This is a genomic window from Teredinibacter waterburyi (assembly GCF_001922985.1).
In the GTDB taxonomy this organism is placed as follows: domain Bacteria; phylum Pseudomonadota; class Gammaproteobacteria; order Pseudomonadales; family Cellvibrionaceae; genus Teredinibacter; species Teredinibacter waterburyi.
On record NZ_MRUH01000020.1, the window covers coordinates 51,855 to 69,270 of the forward strand.

The window sequence follows — 17,416 nt, forward strand, 5'->3', positions numbered from 1 at the left end:
ACAGGGCAACACTGCACAAGATAACAATTCAAAGACCTGATGATTCACAGCAAAAGTTAAGCTAACTTAACCTAGGCGAGGCCCCAACACGAACCGCGTATGATAAAGTTCTTTACGCCAAACAGAAAGGAACCCGTTCGCTGAGCATGAAAATTAAACCTTATCGCGCCAAATTCAACGAACACCTCACTCGCTTTCGCCATTCGCTTGCGTATATTGACGCCCTCCCTCAGCTGACCCTGCTCGGCTTTTTTATTGGCACTATCACTGGCTGTTTTATTGTTCTATTTCGTTTTGTTGTAGATAGCCCATTAGCCTTTTTTTTGGATGGCAAATCGGACTCGTTTGAATTGCTCTCCGTAAATGATCGTACCCTACTGATCTTTGGCGGCGTTTTCGCACTCGCGATTCTCATTCACTTTTCTGACAAGAAGTTTCGTGACCTTAGTGTCAGCCACGTTTTGGATCGTCTCCACAATTATCAAGGCAAACTGCCAGCGGCAAATTGGATGTTGCAATTTAGCGGCGCGGCGGTGGCTCTAATAAGCGGCCAGTCAGTTGGCCGCGAGGGGCCGGCCGTCCACTTGGGCGCCGGCATCGCCAGCATGTTCGGCCGCTGGTTAAAACTACCCAACAACAGCATGCACACCCTAATCGCTTGCGGTGTAGCGGCTGCCATCGCTGCATCGTTTGACACCCCCATGGCGGGAGTTATTTTCGCCATGGAAGTGATTATGATGGAATACACCATTATCGGCTTTGTTCCGGTCATTATGGCATCGGTAATGGGCACCATGATCAGCCAAGCCGCATTTGGCCAAAGCGGGCTAATTCTCACCGGCAGTAGCGACATCAACAGCCTGCTAGAGCTTCCCTATATGGTGGCTGTTGGCTTGGTTATCGCCATCTGCGCCGCAACTTATATCAAGTTGAATATTATCGTACTACGCTTTCAAACCTATCCGATATTGCCGCGTCTGTTGGCCGCTGGCGCGCTTACGGCTTTGGTCGCCTCTCAAGTGCCCGAAATAATGGGGCTAGGTTACGATACAGTGAATCAAGCTATGACGGGCGAACTGCTACTCGGCGCGTTAGTAATCATTGCAATAGCGAAATTATGTGTCACCCCCGTGGTTATCGCTCTCGGTATTCCCGGCGGCGTTATTGGCCCACTTCTGGTCATTGGCGCCTGCGTTGGTGGAGCAATGGAAATTTTAATTAGCACACTATTTCCTCAACTCGATACCAGCATCGGAATTTACGTTATTCTCGGCATGACCGGTATGATGGCCGCAGCACTAAATGCTCCACTGGCGGCGTTAGTCGCAGTGTTAGAACTCAGTTATAACCCCAATATGATTTTCCCCGCGATGCTAGTAATCGTCGTCGCTTGCGTGAGCACTCGTCAGTTTTTCAAACTGAATAGTATTTTTATTGAACAATTAAAATACACCGGCCGCACCTTGGATTTCGGCCCAGCCAACCAAGCACTGCGCCGTGCAGGGGTGCGGAGTATTATGAATACACGCTTTGCCAACGGCACGATAAAAGTCAGCCTGAGCGAAGCCCAAAGGTTACTTGAGAAGGGCCCTGTTTGGGTGGTATACGAAGAGGACGGTAGTAAACACGCGATTCTCGCAGCCGATCTAGCGAAAGCGGTAGAAGCCGAAAAGAAAATTGCCTTTGAGCAAGAATTAGCCGCAAGTGAAAATAAAGATACCAGCGACGAAGTAACGACTGCGCAAGAGATAGACCTCAGCGAGATCGCGGGCCGCCGCATCAACCTTGCACCAATTCACGAGTCAGCAAGCCTGCTTGAAGCATTAAAAGCCATAAAGGCCAAAAATACCGAAGGTCTCTTTATCTCCAAACCCTTTTCACCGCTATCCGGCGACGTGCTGGGAATTGTGACTTTAACGGCCATCGAAAACTATTATCAACCGAAGGAGTTCAAAAATGCTGTGGGTTAAAGCCCTTCATATTATTTCCGTCGTATGCTGGTTTGCGGTGTTATTTTATTTGCCGCGACTGTTTGTTTATCACGCCATGGCGGACAACGACACCCTGCGCGAACAGTTTAAAATTATGGAACGTCGCCTTTATTATGGGATCGGTGTCCCTTCATTAATCGCAACCTTGGGATTTGGCGCCTGGGCCGTGGTTTATGCTTGGGAATACTACTTCGCAAGCACCTGGTTTTGGATAAAGATTGCCCTGGTTCTAGTGCTGGTGATTTATCACCACGTCTGTGGCTATTACGTAAAACAATTCAAAAAAGACAAGGTGACACGTAACCACGTTTTTTTTAGATGGTTTAACGAACTACCCACGGTCTTACTAATAGCGATCGTTTTGTTAGTGGTACTAAAGCAGCCGTTTTAGTACTTTCTGACAAGGAGCTGGCAAGACAGCGGAATTGCCAGCTCGCTAAAACCTCCAAACAGTTAAACCTCCAAATAAGCTTAACGCCAAAGCCCGCTATGCTAAACTGCTAGCAACTCCCTAGTTCGCACAGCCCTCTCAACAACACGCAGCGAAACATAGGTGACGTCGTACAATAGAGGCAAATACCCATGATGCCATACAGTGCAAACCCACCCATTATTCTTAGCTTTGCAACTCTGGACCCGTCTGGTTCTGGCGGTCTTTCTGCGGATATTGAAACAGCCGCAAGTCTCGGCTGCCACTGCGCGCCAATTGCGACGGCATCGGCCCTAGAAGGCTTCGCCAGTCATACCGAAACCTTGGCGACGGAAGCTCCCGTAGTAATATCCCAGGCGCGCTCCGTGCTCGAGCACATGCAAATCGCGGCGATAAAAATTGGCTTCTTGGGCTCAGTTGCCAACATTGAGGCCGTGCATACCATTTTACGTGACTATGAAGAAGTCCCCGTCGTCGCCCATCCAGCACTCTGCCTTTGGGATGAAGAGCAAGGCGACCAAATCGACTACCCAAAAGCGTTTAACTCGTTAATTGTTCCACTCTCGACAATTGGCATATTTTCACTCTACGAAGCCCGCACCATCGCCGCAGAAACCGACACCATTACCACCACTGCCCGAGCGCTGAACAGCAACGGTTGCACCTATACCCTGATCACCGGTACCGGCGAGAACCACCCAGCATTCCGCAATAGCTGTTATTTCGACCGCGGTCTATTTCAGCACTACTCGTGGGAGCAAGAGGCGCCAACCTGCCACGGAGCATCAAGCACTATGGCGATGAGCGCAGCGGCCTATTTGGCTCACGGCAGTGACGCCATTCAAGCTATTGAGCAGGCGCAAAATTTCACCTGGCAAACCTTGCGGGCGTCTCGCGAACTCGGTTTTGGCAAGCGTACCCCGCACCGATTTTTTTGGGCCGACCAAAATATCGAAGCACCGACAAGCCTGCCCGCTTCACATCGCAACCACTAGGCCGTAGCAGAGCGCATAGGCCCAGCACCTGCTAGAATGCCGCCCCTCGTTCATCGACTTATGGAAGCCTTGCTGTGTCACAGATCCGCCCCTCGTCAAACTCAAGGCCTGCGAACATTAGCCCTGTAGCCCCGCTTTACGCCATAACCGATTCCAAGTTAATGCCAGGAATACAGCTCTTGGAAAAAGTCGAGCAAGCGCTTACCGCCGGAGTGCACTGGGTTCAGTATCGCGATAAATCCAAGGATAAGCGCAAGCGACTTGCAGAAGCTTCGGCGCTGATGACACTGTGCAGTGATCACCGTGCGCTGCTCTTTATTAATGACGATCTAGAATTGGCAAAAGCCATTGACGCCCCAGGCTTACACCTCGGTCAAAGCGACACCCCCGTAGCCGTGGCACGCGAACGTCTTGGCGACAAAATCATTATCGGCGCTACCTGCCATGCCTCGCTCGACCTCGCTCAGCAAGCTTATAACGCCGGTGCAAGTTATCTGGCCTTTGGGCGGCTGTTCAGCTCTCACACCAAGCCAAACGCCGAGAATGCTCCACTGAGTATATTGGCAGAGGCAAAGCTTCGGTTTCAGTTACCCATCGTCGCCATCGGTGGTATCAATGCCAACAACGCCGCAGAGGTTTATGCTGCCGGCGCCGATAGCCTCGCGCTTTGCCACCACCTTTTTAGCGGCGATGATGTACAATCCCGCGTTCAAACTTTGCGTTCACTTTTCCCCGTTCAACCCTGCGAGTATTAACATGTCTGAATTCAGCAGCGCCTTCCAGCGCGCCCAAAAAACCATTCCAGGCGGCGTCAACTCGCCGGTCAGAGCCTTCAAGGCCGTTGGTGGTGAACCCGTATTTGTGGCGCGAGCGAAAGGGGCTTACCTTTACGACATTCACGATAAACGATATGTCGATTACGTACTCTCTTGGGGGCCGATGATTCTCGGCCATGCCGATGACGACGTATTATCTGCCGTACAAGAAAAGATGCAGCTAGGCCTGAGCTTTGGCGCACCCACCGAAATTGAAACCGACCTTGCCGAGCGCATCTGCGAGATTATGCCCGGCTGCGACAAGATACGTTTTGTCAGCTCAGGAACCGAAGCCACCATGAGCGCTATCCGGTTGGCGCGCGGCTTCACAGGGCGCGATAAAATCGTTAAATTCGAAGGCTGCTACCACGGCCATTCCGATTCGCTATTAATTAAAGCCGGTAGCGGCGCGCTCACCCTTGGGGTACCCAGTTCACCCGGAGTTCCCGCCTGCTTGGCGGAGCACACAGTAACGCTTACCTATAACGATACTGAGCAGGTGCGCCGCTTTTTTGCAGAACAGGGCGAGCAAATTGCCTGTGTGATTGTTGAGCCCGTTGCCGGCAACATGAACTGCATACCACCCGTGCCCGGGTTTCTGGAGGCTTTGCGTGAAGTGTGTAGCGCATCAGGCGCACAGCTGATCTTGGACGAAGTGATGACAGGGTTCCGCTTAGGATTAACCGGCGCACAAGGCTACTACGGCATAGAGCCAGACTTGACCACCTTCGGCAAGGTAATGGGTGGCGGCATGCCTGTGGGCGCGTTCGCGGGCAAAGAAGAGGTGATGAATCACATTGCGCCACTTGGCCCTGTATACCAAGCGGGCACGCTATCGGGGAATCCTGTGGCTATGGCCGCCGGCCTAACAACCCTGAATAAAATCGCCCAGCCAGGCTTTTACGAGCCACTGTTCGCGAAAACGTCTCGGTTGGTTGCAGGCTTGGAAGATATCGCCAAGGTCGCCGGTATTCCTTTTACCACTAATCACGTCGGCACAATGTGGGGCGGATTCTTCACGGAAGAGAAAACTATAACCAACTACCAGCAGGTTATGGCCTGTAACAATGAGCGCTTCAATCGTTTTTTTCACGGGATGTTGGAGCAGGGAGTCTATTTGGCACCGGCTTCCTACGAAGCGGCATTTATGTCTGCAGCCCACACTGAAGATGACATCGACTTCACCCTAAGTGCTGCAGAAAAAGTATTTAGCAAACTTTAGCTATCAACTTTTCTACACTATCAACTTTTGTCGATAGCCAGATGTGAAGTACAAACCACGGCTGCGAACTTTCGCAGCCTAGTTATCGTCAATTTGGCTGATCAATTCATCAATCACCTTTAGATCGGCATCGGCAATATCAAGAATATGAAAACCGGCCCAGTTGCGGTCGTCGCCTACGGTTTCTCTTACCCAAAGGCATTCTGCACCAATACTAAGCGTGCTTACGTCGCCGATCGGCTCGGACAAAAAGAAGTTCAACTGATAGAGACAGTTTTCTTTAACACTGTCTCCAATCAGCATAAAACCCTCTTGATTCAAGTTAACGATGCGACCGAGTTCCTGATCGAGCATCGCATCAAAAACCACAACGATTTGTTGTACTGCGACTCTGGGGAGTCGACGACTATCATTGTCACCCATCAGTTGGCGTCCTCGGTTTCAGCTTCGGTCTCAGGTTGAATAGCTTCAGCTTTCTCGTTCAGCTTTTGGAAAATGTTTTCCAGCGCCCGCTCGAAGAAAGGTTTTGAGCTTCCTGAGATAATCTTAGCCTTACCTGCGATCATTTGCCGAGCCATTGCCAAACCAGACATCATATCGACTCGTTTACCCATCTGATCAACGAGCATGTAGTGCGACGTTCTAGCGTTATACCATGCGACCTTCAAGCGTTTGCCACCTTCAAATTCGAACCAAGTGCCAAACTCAATCATTTTCAAGCTTTCGACCATTTGCTCTTCTTCTGGAGAAATGCCATCGCCGCGTACATCTTTACTGCCAGCCTTCTCGGCCGCAATGCGCTCTAATTTGTCACGCATCGGTGCTGGCGCAGGCTCAGCTTTTTTACTCTGCATAGCGAGGCGAATAAGCGAGCTTAGCGCATCGATAAGCTTTCGCCCCTTAATTTGATCGTAACCGATAGTCTCAAAGCCCGACTCAATGGCGACAATAAGGTCGTCATATAACTCCATTTGCCGCGCCCGCTCCTGCTCGGTTTTTTTCGGCTCGACACCCCATAATACGTCGTCGACGACCGATAACGCTTTGATCCAGCGATCGGACTTTTCGCCGTAACGAAGTAACGCGAAGCTCAAATAGTCTGACCAAGGCTGCAATAAAAACAACAACACCGCTGAGGGAAGCTCTTTGTTCTCGGTACGACCGCGAACTTCCTCATTCACCCGCAACTTAACTTCGCGCAGCTTTTCCTCGCCCTGCGCCTTTTCAGTGGCACGCTTTTCCATCAACTCCTGGCGACGAATTATGTTTTTGGTGTAGCTGCTGAATTCCAACAGCAAGCCGGTGATGAAGCGGACATCACTTTCAAAATCACTCAGTATCCGGTCAACAACATCTTTAATTTTGCTATACATGTCGTACTGAGCAGTACCGTCGTTACCAACCCAGCGCGAACCGGCCTCACACAAACTATTTAGCAATACACGCGCGGGATGTTCAGTCTGCTCAAAAAAGCCGACATCGATAAATGCAATTTTCAAAAATGGCGTATGTAAATAGCTCAATAAGGCTTTGATGCTATCGGGTAAATTTTCATCACTTAACATGTAGTCGAATAGCATGCCGACCAGATCAATGGTTTGCATATCGGTTTGATCAACTTCACCGTCTTTTGCATCCTGCTGTAGCTTTGCATGTAACTGCTCGACGATAGCGCTTATATCAATAGGGATTACCTGACTATTACCAAGCTCAGGAGTGTCACCACCGCCCTGTAGCTGCAATGATTGTAGTGCGCCCATCAAATCTTCTGACGACACCACCACGCCACCACTGGGCACATTGGTACCAACCGAAACGAGCTGGTCTTGCAGACTGCGAATGGCGGTCATCAAATTGGCCTGATACTCCTCGTGGGAGTCTTCACCGCCTTCCGCTTGCTCGGCACCCTCGGCTGAACCTAGATCTTCCAAAACAGGCTCTTCACCGTCTTCACTGAAGTAGCTAGCAGGCACCGCGCCAGCGGGAGCGCTGTATTTCAAATGAGGGAGTACACCGTGATTTTTAAGGTATTCGTTCACCTCTTCCGTAACCACCCGCAACAACCCCACTAACTGCTGATCGTAAACCTTGTAGGCCAGTTGACGAGTTTTCGGAGGCAATGGAATTAGCTTTAACGACTTGCGTAGCGATTCACAAAATTGAATTGGTGATGCTGGGTTCGAAGCTTCGGTTACATGCTCGCCGCCATTTAAAACCGCAAAACGCTGATTTAAGGCCCATAGAGGTTCAGCGTAGTATGAATCTGCACGCTGGGTAATCGAAGATATAGCAATGGTTTCTTCCAGCTCATCGTGACCGAGAAGAGACAATTCTGTACCGTCGCCTTCACCACCGATACTGGTTTGTAACTCACGCTTTTTAAATCGTACAAAACCTTCGGATAGATAACCGCAATAATAGCGCTCAAGCTCATCGCGGTTTTGTCGAAATAGACGCTGAACTTCACCCAGTTCGGCAGATTCCTGATTCGACGAAGCACGGCTAATTTCCACCGTAATCGCATCATCCAACACCTTTAAGTAGCGCTTAAATGCATCCTTGGAATGATTCGCTGCCAGCGACTGGCACGCTTTCAAATGCGAAATAACGGCATTGTTAGACAGCGGCAATAACAACGGCGCGTGCTCTTGACCTTGGGCATCCACTTCGGGATTGTCGTCTTTTATCAACCTTGACATAGGTCCTCTAACTCACTGATTAAGTGTTGTAATAGCGCTCGTTACAAGAGCGAAATGCTGAATTATTAAACGAGACTGTAAAACTCTTCGACAAAGCCGCAAGATCATCCCGTATTTTTTATAGCAAAGGTGTCATAACTATAGCCACATAAAGTGAGAATAGCGCTATTTTCCTCTTTTTATAGGCAGATTCAACCGAGTACGCAACAATTGTCCTGCTAGGCAATTTTAGAAGCAAGAACGATGCCCTAGGTGCCAAGCTAACTCTTCTTCATCTAGATACGTATAATGGCCTTTTTTCAAATACCGGAGCTACTGCATGAGTCAGTATGATATATACGGTATCGGCGCGGCACTGGTCGATACGGAAATTGAAGTTAACGAAACGCAACTCTCTAACCTACAAATTGAAAAGGGTGTTATGACCCTCGTTGACGAAGCTCGCCAAGCGGAGTTGATTGCTCAGCTAGCTGACAATTTGGTGGCCTCGAAACGCGCCAGTGGTGGTTCCGCGGCCAACAGTATTATTGCGGCCAGTTATTTTGGTGCAAAAACCTTTTACAGTTGCCGAGTTGCCGCCGATGACAACGGCGATTTTTATCTACGCGACTTGGCGGACGCGGGCGTTAGCTACCACAACAATAACGGCAGCCGAAGCGGTATCACAGGTAAATGCTTAGTTATGATTACCGCCGATGCCGAACGTACCATGAACACCTTTTTGGGAATCAGCGAGTACCTGTCGGTTGAGGATATAGATTCTGAAGCCTTGGCAAATTCTCAGTATGCTTATATCGAAGGCTACTTGGTAACTTCCGCCACTGGCAAACCCGCGGCCATTGAATTGCGACAACAGGCAAAAAGTCACGGCGTAAAAACAGCTCTCAGCTTATCCGACCCCGCGATTGTAAACTTCTTCAGAGATGGCTTAGTTGAAATGGTTGGCGATGGTGTGGATATTATTTTTTGTAACGAAGCGGAAGCACTTACCTTTACCCAAACCAATTCCTTCGAAGACGCCTGTTCGGAGCTGAAAAAATATTGCCGTAGTTTCGCCATAACACGTGGCGCTAAGGGTGCGCACCTATTCGACGGCAACAACAGTTTCGACGTAGCTAGCCCCGAAGTTAAAGCCATTGACACTAACGGCGCCGGAGATATGTTCGCGGGGGCGTTTTTATTTGGCTTAAGTCGTGGCGATTCGTTCCAAACTTGCGCAGAACTGGCTACCCGTGCCGCCGCGCAAGTGGTAACCCAATTCGGCCCACGACTGCGAGCAGAACAACATGCAAAGCTGTTGGGCTAGGTTACGCACACGCACAATAAGAGAATAAAACAGAAGAGAACTAAACCTGTGTCGCTATTTCCGTTTCGTTACGAACGGAAATAGCGACTAAAAAGCTAGTGGACTAACCTTGTGACAACAACTCTCGCAAGTCGATAATGGCGGCGTTAGCACGAGAAATATAGTTGGCCATTACCAGCGAGTGATTGGCTAACACACCGAAGCCACTACCATTGAGAATCACCGGGCTAAACACCGCCTCTTGAGAACCCTCTAACTCGCGAATAATCTGCTTCAAACTAACCCGCGCATTTTTCTTTTCCAGCACATCCGCAAAATCTGCATCGATAGCTTCCAAGAAATGTATTAACGCCCAAGCGCTACCTCGAGTTTCATAAAAGACATCATCAATTTTGTTCCACGAGGTTTTAACCTCTAACTCCGACGGTGTTCGAGTCGCTTGCTGCGCCTCGGCATCACCGGCCAAATCCGTATTCAAACGACGCTGGCCAACGCTTGCACTCAAGCGCTGCGACATACTACCAAGGCGTGTTTCAACGGTGCTGAGCCAGTAACGCAAGTTATCGGAGCGGGCGTAGAACTGCGCATTCGTTTGCTCTACATCCGACAACCGCTTCAGGTAGCTACGTAAAAACTTCACCCCTTCGGCATATTCACCCTCGGTTTGAGGCAACAGCCAACTGCGATTGTCGAAGTTGAAACGAGATTCAGCTAAAGCCAAATCTTTGTCTTCCGTTGATTGCGATTGTGAACGACTAAAGGCCTCTCGCATCGCCTTGGAAAGATCGCGCACTTGAATTAACACGCCATACTCCCAGTTGGGAACGTTATCTAGCCACATCCCCGGCGGCAGCACATCATTGGAAAGATAGCCGCCCGACTTATTCAGCAGCGTCTCCATAACACTAATCAACGCCACTGTGGTCTGCACGCCGGTGACTAACCGTTGGTCATCATTGCCAACCTCTACAAGTGCCCGCTCTCGCACCGAATAAACGTCTGGCTCAGAGCTCCAGATCATGCCGAAGATCACCACAACCACAAGGTAGATGGCGACAACGCCCACGCCTAGACGCAGCCAAGGGTGTGTATCGGCCACTTCGGAACGAAACTCTCGCCAGCGCCTAGTCAGTGCGCCTTGCACACCTGTAAAAAAATCCGTGATTGAATCAAACATGACCATTCCCTAATAACATCTTGTGGATTGCGCTTTAACTCAGCACAAAAAAACCGTCAAAACTAGTGAATCGCGGTAACCTTTACGGTTATTTCCAGCGGCTCTTGTCCAGACAAATATAGACTCAGAGGGAAGCTATCCCCCACCGCTGGTTGCGACGCTATATCAAACAACATTAGATGGTGGCCGCCCGGTGAAAAAGCAAGTGACTCACCCGGCGCGAGCGTAATATTAGCGAGCTTACGCATCTGCATCATGCCATCGTCGTAATAGGTTCGATGAATTTCAATACGCTCGGAAATGGGGGACTGGATCGCCGCAGTCGTCACAGTTTGCGCTGAGTTATTGATAATTTTGAAATACACCGCGCCAACTTTCTGCCCGGGAGGCAACTGCGGCATCATCGCGCCAGTAACCGAGACTCCCGACAAAGGTACCGCGTCGGCTTTTGCCAAGCGTCCTTCATCCTGGCTACATCCCGCGCCACATAAGGTCACAAGCACGACGAAAATCATGGGCGCACTAAAGCGACCAAATGTTAAAGCTACCATTAATTTACTCTGTGTTAATTGAATCAAACTTAAATAGCTAGCGCTCGGCACAGCAATTCAAGATTTCCAAAAAGAAAGGAGAAGTACGAGGTAGTTTATACCACGAAATGAGGCCCAGGAGGCCCAAACAGGTAACCCTGGCCACCGTCAAACTGCAATTTTTGCAACGCCTGCCACTCGGCTTCGCTTTCTACGCCATCGGCGAGAATCCTAACATCCGCAGCGCGCGTTATCTGCAGCAGGGTTTGCAGATACAGCCAATTGTCTCTATCACGATCAAGATTGTGCACAAAACAGCGGTCAATTTTAAGGTAGGACAGGTGCATTCCCTGCAACTTGCCCAGCACCGCAGGGTTAATACCGAAATGATCGAGCGCCAAACGACAAGAGACAGCCGCTAAGTCTGTCTGTAACTGCAGTACAAGAGCGTGATCCGTAATAAGTGCTTTTTCTGGGATCTCTAACGTTAAACGCGTAGCGATTTGCTGATTTTCAAGCAATTGCGCCTGCAACCAGTCTAAAAATGATGGGGTTCGCAATGACGGCAACGATATATTCACACTAAAGAACCTATCGTCGTGCTCCGCTAATAAGCCAAGCACTTTGACTATTATCTGTTTGTCGAGGTCGACGACCATGTCGAATCGTTCCGCAAGCGACCAGAATACTCCTGCCGATACAACACCTTCGGCACCTCGCAAGCTGGCAAACACCTCGTGAGACTCGACGTTCTGATTCACGCCAACCACCGGCTGATACTGTAGGATTAGGGTCTTTTCCTCGATCACCCGCAACAACAACGCCTTCCATTCGCTGGCCGGCCGAACGACATCGGCAGAATCCGACACCGGATACACCGCCCAATCGGACAGCGGACTGTGTCTTGCTAGGCGCAGTGCTGAATCGGCCGCAGACAACATAGCTTCCGCTGACTTAACAACTTTAGAGGTCGATCCGCCAATCCAAAATTTCAACACTTGGCCATCCGGCAGCACATCTACTGATTCGAGCGAATGCTTCAACTCACCCATTTTTTGTGATATTTCGTCACTTAACACGCCGGGAGCAAAGATACAAAAATCACTGCCGGATCGCCGCGCCACTAAAGCTTCGTCCGAGCGATTCACGGATGCAAGAAGCACCTTACCCACAGCCTTCAACAATTCGTCGGCCGTCGCGCGCCCTTGCTGCTGATTAATTTCCGAAAGGCCGCCAATATGAATTAATAGCAATACGCCGGGGCTACCGCTTTTCTCTGAATTTAGCCATGCATCAAACTGTGCATCAAAATCCTTGCGGTTAGACAGGCCAGTTACCGCGTCTACAAAGACTTCCAGCTGTAAAGCTTCGCTCAATGCAACCTGTTGCCGGTACAGCTCGCTGGTCTTGCTCGCCATGCGATTCATAGCATTGACTAAATTGCGCAACTCGTTTGTATTGGGGATATCGGTCTGCAACTTAAAGTCTTTTTCACAGATCGCATTGGCCTGCAGTTCAACAGCTCGCAAATGGCGAAGCAAATAACGTACACCAATATAGGCTGCCAAATAGAAGAGAACAGCGGCAAAACAGAATAGCCAAATTTGTTGTTTACACACTTCCCAGAGGTCTCGGTAAGCAAACCCAGGGTGGACAGTGACGTAAACCTTCCCGAGGCGATACCAACCACTTACAACGTCGGCCGAACCGGAAGGCGGTTGTATTGCAACTCGCTGAATAAACCAATCTGGCACGCCCTCTACAGTCGTGTCACGATAACGAGACACGTCAACTCGATCATCTAGGCTGTGGTAAACCACGCTGAGATAAAAACCTCGATCAAAGATCGCATCAACCATAGAGTTTATATGGGCCAGATCACCATTTTGGACAGGGTCAGACAGCGACACCGCCAGTGACACTGCAGCATCCTCCGCCACGGTTTGCAGCTGCTCTGCAAAATAGTGACGCGCGCTAGCAACGGTCACAATCAAATTTCCGGCGAGCAGCAGCAACACAAATAGCGTAACCCCCAAGACGAGTTTTCTCAGCAAGCTCATTGTTCTTTTTTCTATCCCTATTTCCGAACGAATAACAAAGTGTCTGCAACTGAACGCAAGCAGAACACACCAGAGCGACCGCCCCGTTTAATAAGTCTAGTTGCTCAAATTCAAAGTGGCGGCAAAATTGTAATTTTTGGTGACCTTGCGATACGAATGTCCCCACGTACACGATAGTCGGGCACCGCGGCATTTATCTTCCGGTACAACCATCGCCCCTCGGAATCGCTACGGGCATAGATCAGAACGCTTTCGCCACTCACCTTTAGCCGCTGTGCAATACTGCTCAGAAAGGCTGCGAGCTCAGCGTCATCAGTGCCAAGCTTGGTGGCTGGCAGTGGGAAATCTTGACGTTTTAGGTCATCGACATTGGTGCGCGCCAAAGCTTGCTCATCAAATCGCAACGCCGCCCGCTCCTGTTTCACCAACTGCTGCTTTAAATCTAACAACAGTGTGTTGCCAGGATAGTAGATCTGGGTCGTGTTTAGCAGCGCCCGGGCTTGATCATAGCGACTGCGCGCCAATGCATCGCGGATTAAGTCGGCATAGCGAATCAATATCGCTTGTAAGCCAGAGCGGGCCATGGTGTTGCCAGGATTCATTTTGAGTACCGAATGAAACCTGTCGTAGGCGTTATCATGAGCGGGGTCGATTAGATTACCACGACGAAAAGCGTCCTCCGCCTGCTGCAACAAACGCTGCTCGATCGGTTGCCGTGCAAGGCTTTGGAGATCCTTATTATGTGGCTCGGAGACTGTCGGCACTGAGGCGGCCCCATGAGTCGCAACGGACCCAGCGGCAACTGGCTTATCGGAGAGCGCCGCCCCGCAGGCCGTCAAGCCCGTCAAACTCACGAGTAAAAAACTGCGCAACACAACATCCGGCAGCTTTCGCGACACTAAACTGGTCGACGTTAGCCTGACCGATAGCTGACGCCCCACCCATAAGAACTCTGACACTCTCGAGCACTGCTCAGTTAAACCCAGTAACAAGCGTTTACCTCCAATTTAAGTTTAAGTTAAGCTTTCCCACTTATTATTCACGAAAGCCCAGTAAGCGTATAGCCGCAGAAGTTTGCACTGGTCAGCAAATGTTCCCCGTAATTACCGTGAAACACTGACGAAAAGTACAATGACAGTTAGACTCCACACGCCATTTATGAACTTAGCTGCCAAGAATAGGGTCTTTATTAACGCGCCTATGCCAACAGTTACTCACTCATACCACATCGCGATAGGGTATCGACATAAAAATTATGACTATAAATAACTCCTTTTCGGCCTTTAGCCGCACCGCTCGCAATGTTTTCAACACATCGTTCCAGAAGCTTTTGGGCCGTGTAATTCTGGCAATTTGTACGCTAACAATCACGTTGTCGCCCCTGAGTTTTGCCGACGGTACCAGCCTAGGCTCAACTGATAGTTTTGATGCAAGCTCAAATCAAGATGAGTTCTTGCGTGTCGAAGACGCCTATCAGGTGATGACCGAAATTACCGACAACAAAGTCGAACTGACCTGGAGCCTTGCCCCAGGCTATTACCTCTACCAGCATCAATTTAAACTCGAAGCTAATAATGGCACTAGCTCAGAAAAGCTAGAACTGACATTCGAACCCGGCAAACGCAAATTCGATGAGTACTTCAACAAAGAGCTTGAGGTTTACTATTACAACACTTATATGCACGCCAATGCGCCGCAAATACAACCGCCATTCGAGCTGAAAGTCACCTCTCAAGGCTGCGCCGACGCGGGCCTATGCTACCCCCCTCGCAAGCAATACTTCCAAGTTGCCAGCAATGGCGTGATCACCGCTTCCGACGCCTCCCAACTAGCAACACCGTCCCCCGTGGCGACCAACAACAATGACAGCAACACAGACATAAGCTCGAATGAGAACGCGGCAAATACACCCTTTCTTCCCGGCATATTATTCGCGGCGCTACTTGGCGGCTTGATATTAAACTTGATGCCCTGCGTATTTCCGGTGCTCTCACTAAAAGCGCTAAGCTTTGCCTCCGGCAGCCATAGCCAGCAAAAACAGCATCATCACGGCTGGGCGTACACCGCCGGCGTTGTAATCTCCTTCGTACTGGCTGCAGCGGTGATTTTGGCGGCAAAGAGCGCGGGCACAATGTTGGGCTGGGGCTTTCAGTTACAGCAACCTTTGTTTGTAGCCGTTTTGGTTTATCTATTTTTAATCATGGGCTTAAGTCTTTCTGGGGCCTTTCATTTCGGCTCGCAGCTTATGGGTGTGGGTCAATCCTTAACGGCCGGTGCTGGCCTGCGCGCCTCGTTTTTTACTGGCGTTTTAGCCGCCGTGGTCGCCAGCCCCTGTACTGCGCCCTTTATGGCCACCGCCCTCGGCGTGGCTTTAACTCAACCAATTGGTATCGCGCTGCTTACCTTCGCCATGCTCGGCCTCGGTATGGCCCTGCCATTTCTAGTGCTGAGCTACAGTCCAACCATGGTGAATTACCTACCGAAACCCGGCGCCTGGATGGAGACCTTAAAACAGTTTTTAGCCTTTCCGCTTTACGCCACCTGTATTTGGTTACTGTGGGTATTAGCTCATCAAACCAGTAGTGATGGTGCCGCGATTATTTTATTCGGCGCTCTTCTGATCACCTTTGCACTTTGGCTGCTACAACTAAACTCAGACGGCAAAACGATTGGCAAGTGGCTAGTTAGGCTGTTGGCGCTCGCCAGTATCGCTGCCGCCGTCAGCCTCACCCTTAAAATCGACCAGTTTGTTGGCTCGAGTATGACGAGCAACCAAAACACACCTTGGCAGACCTATAGCGATAGCGCCCTGACCGACTTGCGCAATCAGGGCGAGCCCGTATTTGTAAACCTTACCGCCGACTGGTGTATCACCTGCAAAGTGAATGAGCGGGTAGCCTTTAGTTCCGACGCCTTCTTCAATACCGCAGAGGAATTTGGGGTAACGCTGATGAAAGGCGACTACACCAACGACAACCCGGAAATCACCCAACTTCTAAAAACCTACAAGCGCTCTGGCGTCCCCTTGTACCTCGTTTTCCCTGCTGAAGCGAACAGCGCGCCGGAAATCCTGCCACAAATACTCAGCCCTGCGCTGATTAGAGCGGCCCTAGCCCGCACAGCAAACTAAGCCTTTTTAGGTCAGAAAGGGGAGCCCTGCAGCTCCCCTTTTTTTGTATCACTATTCAAACCGCCCCCAATCAACAGTCTCGCTTATAACCAAGATCGGCTTGGCAATCTTGAGTTGATCTTCGCTTAACTGGGCGGTAATTTCGGAGAAATTTAGGAAAATTGCACCACGTCATAGACAGCGCTGCTCAATTTAGGCAAAATCGCGCCAGATCACTGGAAACAATAAAGAAGCTGTACAATTTCTGACGTTTCCAGCGTGTTAGAGTAATTTGTCTGCAAATTAGACGAAATACTAACTTTTCGCACTTTTTTGCATGTAAAACGTACAGGCACACTTCATGGCAACAATACTGGTGTTACACGGGCCCAACTTGAACATGCTGGGTACCCGCGAGCCTGAGGTTTATGGTCGCACCACGCTAGCCGATATCAATCAAACGCTCAGCTCGCTTTGTGCCGATGCCGGCCACCATTTACAAGCTTTGCAATCAAATGCCGAATATGAACTGATCGACCGTATTCACGATGCCCGCAACGAAGGTATCAACTTCATTATTATCAATCCCGCAGCGTTTACCCATACCAGTGTAGCGCTACGAGATGCATTGGCGGCAACCGAAATCCCCTTTATCGAATGCCACCTTTCCAACGTATTTGGTCGCGAAGCCTTTCGCCACCACTCCTATTTTTCAGATATCGCCAAAGGCGTTATCTGCGGCTTTGGCTCCCAAAGCTACGAACTTGCTCTAGCGGCAGCATTCCGGCTACTGGATTCCGCAGCTAAGTAAACCCTTAACAACAACTTATTACATAAACAAGCGCTTGTTATCGAGAGGCCCAAATGGACATTCGCAAAATTAAGAAACTGATCGAACTGTTGGAAGAGTCCAACGTTGAAGAGCTAGAAATTAAAGAGGGCGAAGAATCTGTTCGCATTAGCCGTGGCTCACGCCATGCGCCTCAGCCAATGCAAACCTTTGTCCAGCAACCCTACCAGCAGGCTCCAGCGCCATTAGCGCCAGCTCCTGTGGCTGCCGTAGCCGAAGCCCCCGCCGCCGC

The 17,416-nt window shown here is 50.1% G+C and carries 14 protein-coding genes and 1 pseudogene; 9 read left to right on the plus strand and 6 right to left on the minus strand.

The annotated features are described in order from the left end of the window. The first annotated feature begins 146 nt into the window (after positions 1-146). From IDZ20_RS02815 to hemL, 5 genes are all read left to right on the plus strand, one after another. Positions 147-1,970 carry a chloride channel protein gene (locus IDZ20_RS02815; RefSeq protein WP_188149913.1) on the plus strand — a complete coding sequence of 608 codons (1,824 nt, stop codon included), beginning with the start codon at positions 147-149 and terminating at the stop codon, positions 1,968-1,970. After that, the gene (hemJ, locus tag IDZ20_RS02820) at positions 1,957-2,382 is read left to right on the plus strand and encodes a protoporphyrinogen oxidase HemJ (RefSeq protein ID WP_188149914.1); all 426 of its coding nucleotides are present in this window, start codon (positions 1,957-1,959) and stop codon (positions 2,380-2,382) included. Before IDZ20_RS02815 ends, hemJ begins: the two co-directional genes overlap by 14 nt. A gap of 191 nt (positions 2,383-2,573) precedes the next feature. Beyond that, positions 2,574-3,416 (plus strand): bifunctional hydroxymethylpyrimidine kinase/phosphomethylpyrimidine kinase, encoded by an 843-nt coding sequence (thiD, locus tag IDZ20_RS02825; RefSeq protein WP_188149915.1) that lies wholly within the window; start codon positions 2,574-2,576, stop codon positions 3,414-3,416. 74 nt (positions 3,417-3,490) lie between these two features. Then, complete coding sequence (gene thiE / locus IDZ20_RS02830; protein WP_245792068.1) at positions 3,491-4,171, plus strand: thiamine phosphate synthase; 681 nt, start codon at positions 3,491-3,493, stop codon at positions 4,169-4,171. A 1-nt stretch (position 4,172) separates the two neighbouring features. After that, positions 4,173-5,453 (plus strand): glutamate-1-semialdehyde 2,1-aminomutase, encoded by a 1,281-nt coding sequence (gene hemL / locus IDZ20_RS02835; RefSeq protein ID WP_188149916.1) that lies wholly within the window; start codon positions 4,173-4,175, stop codon positions 5,451-5,453. A 78-nt stretch (positions 5,454-5,531) separates the two neighbouring features. On the opposite strand, the gene IDZ20_RS02840 is transcribed toward hemL, so the two are convergent. Continuing rightward, positions 5,532-5,876, minus strand: coding sequence for a hypothetical protein (locus IDZ20_RS02840; RefSeq protein WP_188149917.1), 345 nt, complete (start codon positions 5,874-5,876; stop codon positions 5,532-5,534). After that, positions 5,876-8,152 (minus strand): DUF1631 domain-containing protein, encoded by a 2,277-nt coding sequence (locus tag IDZ20_RS02845; RefSeq protein ID WP_188149918.1) that lies wholly within the window; start codon positions 8,150-8,152, stop codon positions 5,876-5,878. The genes IDZ20_RS02840 and IDZ20_RS02845 overlap by 1 nt, the downstream gene beginning before the upstream one ends. Before the next feature lie 319 nt (positions 8,153-8,471). Between IDZ20_RS02845 and IDZ20_RS02850 the strand changes: the two genes are divergently transcribed. Continuing rightward, entirely contained in the window at positions 8,472-9,458 is a 987-nt protein-coding gene (locus IDZ20_RS02850) for an adenosine kinase (protein WP_188149919.1), read from the plus strand. A 103-nt stretch (positions 9,459-9,561) separates the two neighbouring features. Here IDZ20_RS02850 and IDZ20_RS02855 read toward each other — a convergent pair whose 3' ends face one another. The 4 genes from IDZ20_RS02855 to IDZ20_RS02870 form a co-directional block, all read right to left on the minus strand. After that, the gene (locus IDZ20_RS02855) at positions 9,562-10,635 is read right to left on the minus strand and encodes a DUF2333 family protein (RefSeq protein WP_245792069.1); all 1,074 of its coding nucleotides are present in this window, start codon (positions 10,633-10,635) and stop codon (positions 9,562-9,564) included. A gap of 62 nt (positions 10,636-10,697) precedes the next feature. Then, the gene (locus tag IDZ20_RS02860; protein WP_188149921.1) at positions 10,698-11,186 is read right to left on the minus strand and encodes a copper chaperone PCu(A)C; all 489 of its coding nucleotides are present in this window, start codon (positions 11,184-11,186) and stop codon (positions 10,698-10,700) included. A 95-nt stretch (positions 11,187-11,281) separates the two neighbouring features. Then, entirely contained in the window at positions 11,282-13,225 is a 1,944-nt protein-coding gene (locus IDZ20_RS02865; protein WP_188149922.1) for a bifunctional diguanylate cyclase/phosphodiesterase, read from the minus strand. A gap of 110 nt (positions 13,226-13,335) precedes the next feature. Continuing rightward, positions 13,336-14,184, minus strand: coding sequence for an N-acetylglucosaminyltransferase (locus tag IDZ20_RS02870; protein WP_188149923.1), 849 nt, complete (start codon positions 14,182-14,184; stop codon positions 13,336-13,338). A gap of 296 nt (positions 14,185-14,480) precedes the next feature. Between IDZ20_RS02870 and IDZ20_RS02875 the strand changes: the two genes are divergently transcribed. From IDZ20_RS02875 to IDZ20_RS02885, 3 genes and pseudogenes are all read left to right on the plus strand, one after another. Then, complete coding sequence (locus tag IDZ20_RS02875) at positions 14,481-16,355, plus strand: protein-disulfide reductase DsbD family protein (protein ID WP_188149924.1); 1,875 nt, start codon at positions 14,481-14,483, stop codon at positions 16,353-16,355. Between the two features lie 340 nt (positions 16,356-16,695). Further along, positions 16,696-17,145, plus strand: coding sequence for a type II 3-dehydroquinate dehydratase (gene aroQ, locus IDZ20_RS02880; RefSeq protein WP_188149925.1), 450 nt, complete (start codon positions 16,696-16,698; stop codon positions 17,143-17,145). Positions 17,146-17,198: 53 nt separating this feature from the next. Further along, positions 17,199-17,416 (plus strand): annotated as a pseudogene (locus tag IDZ20_RS02885) (acetyl-CoA carboxylase biotin carboxyl carrier protein); the annotation flags it as partial.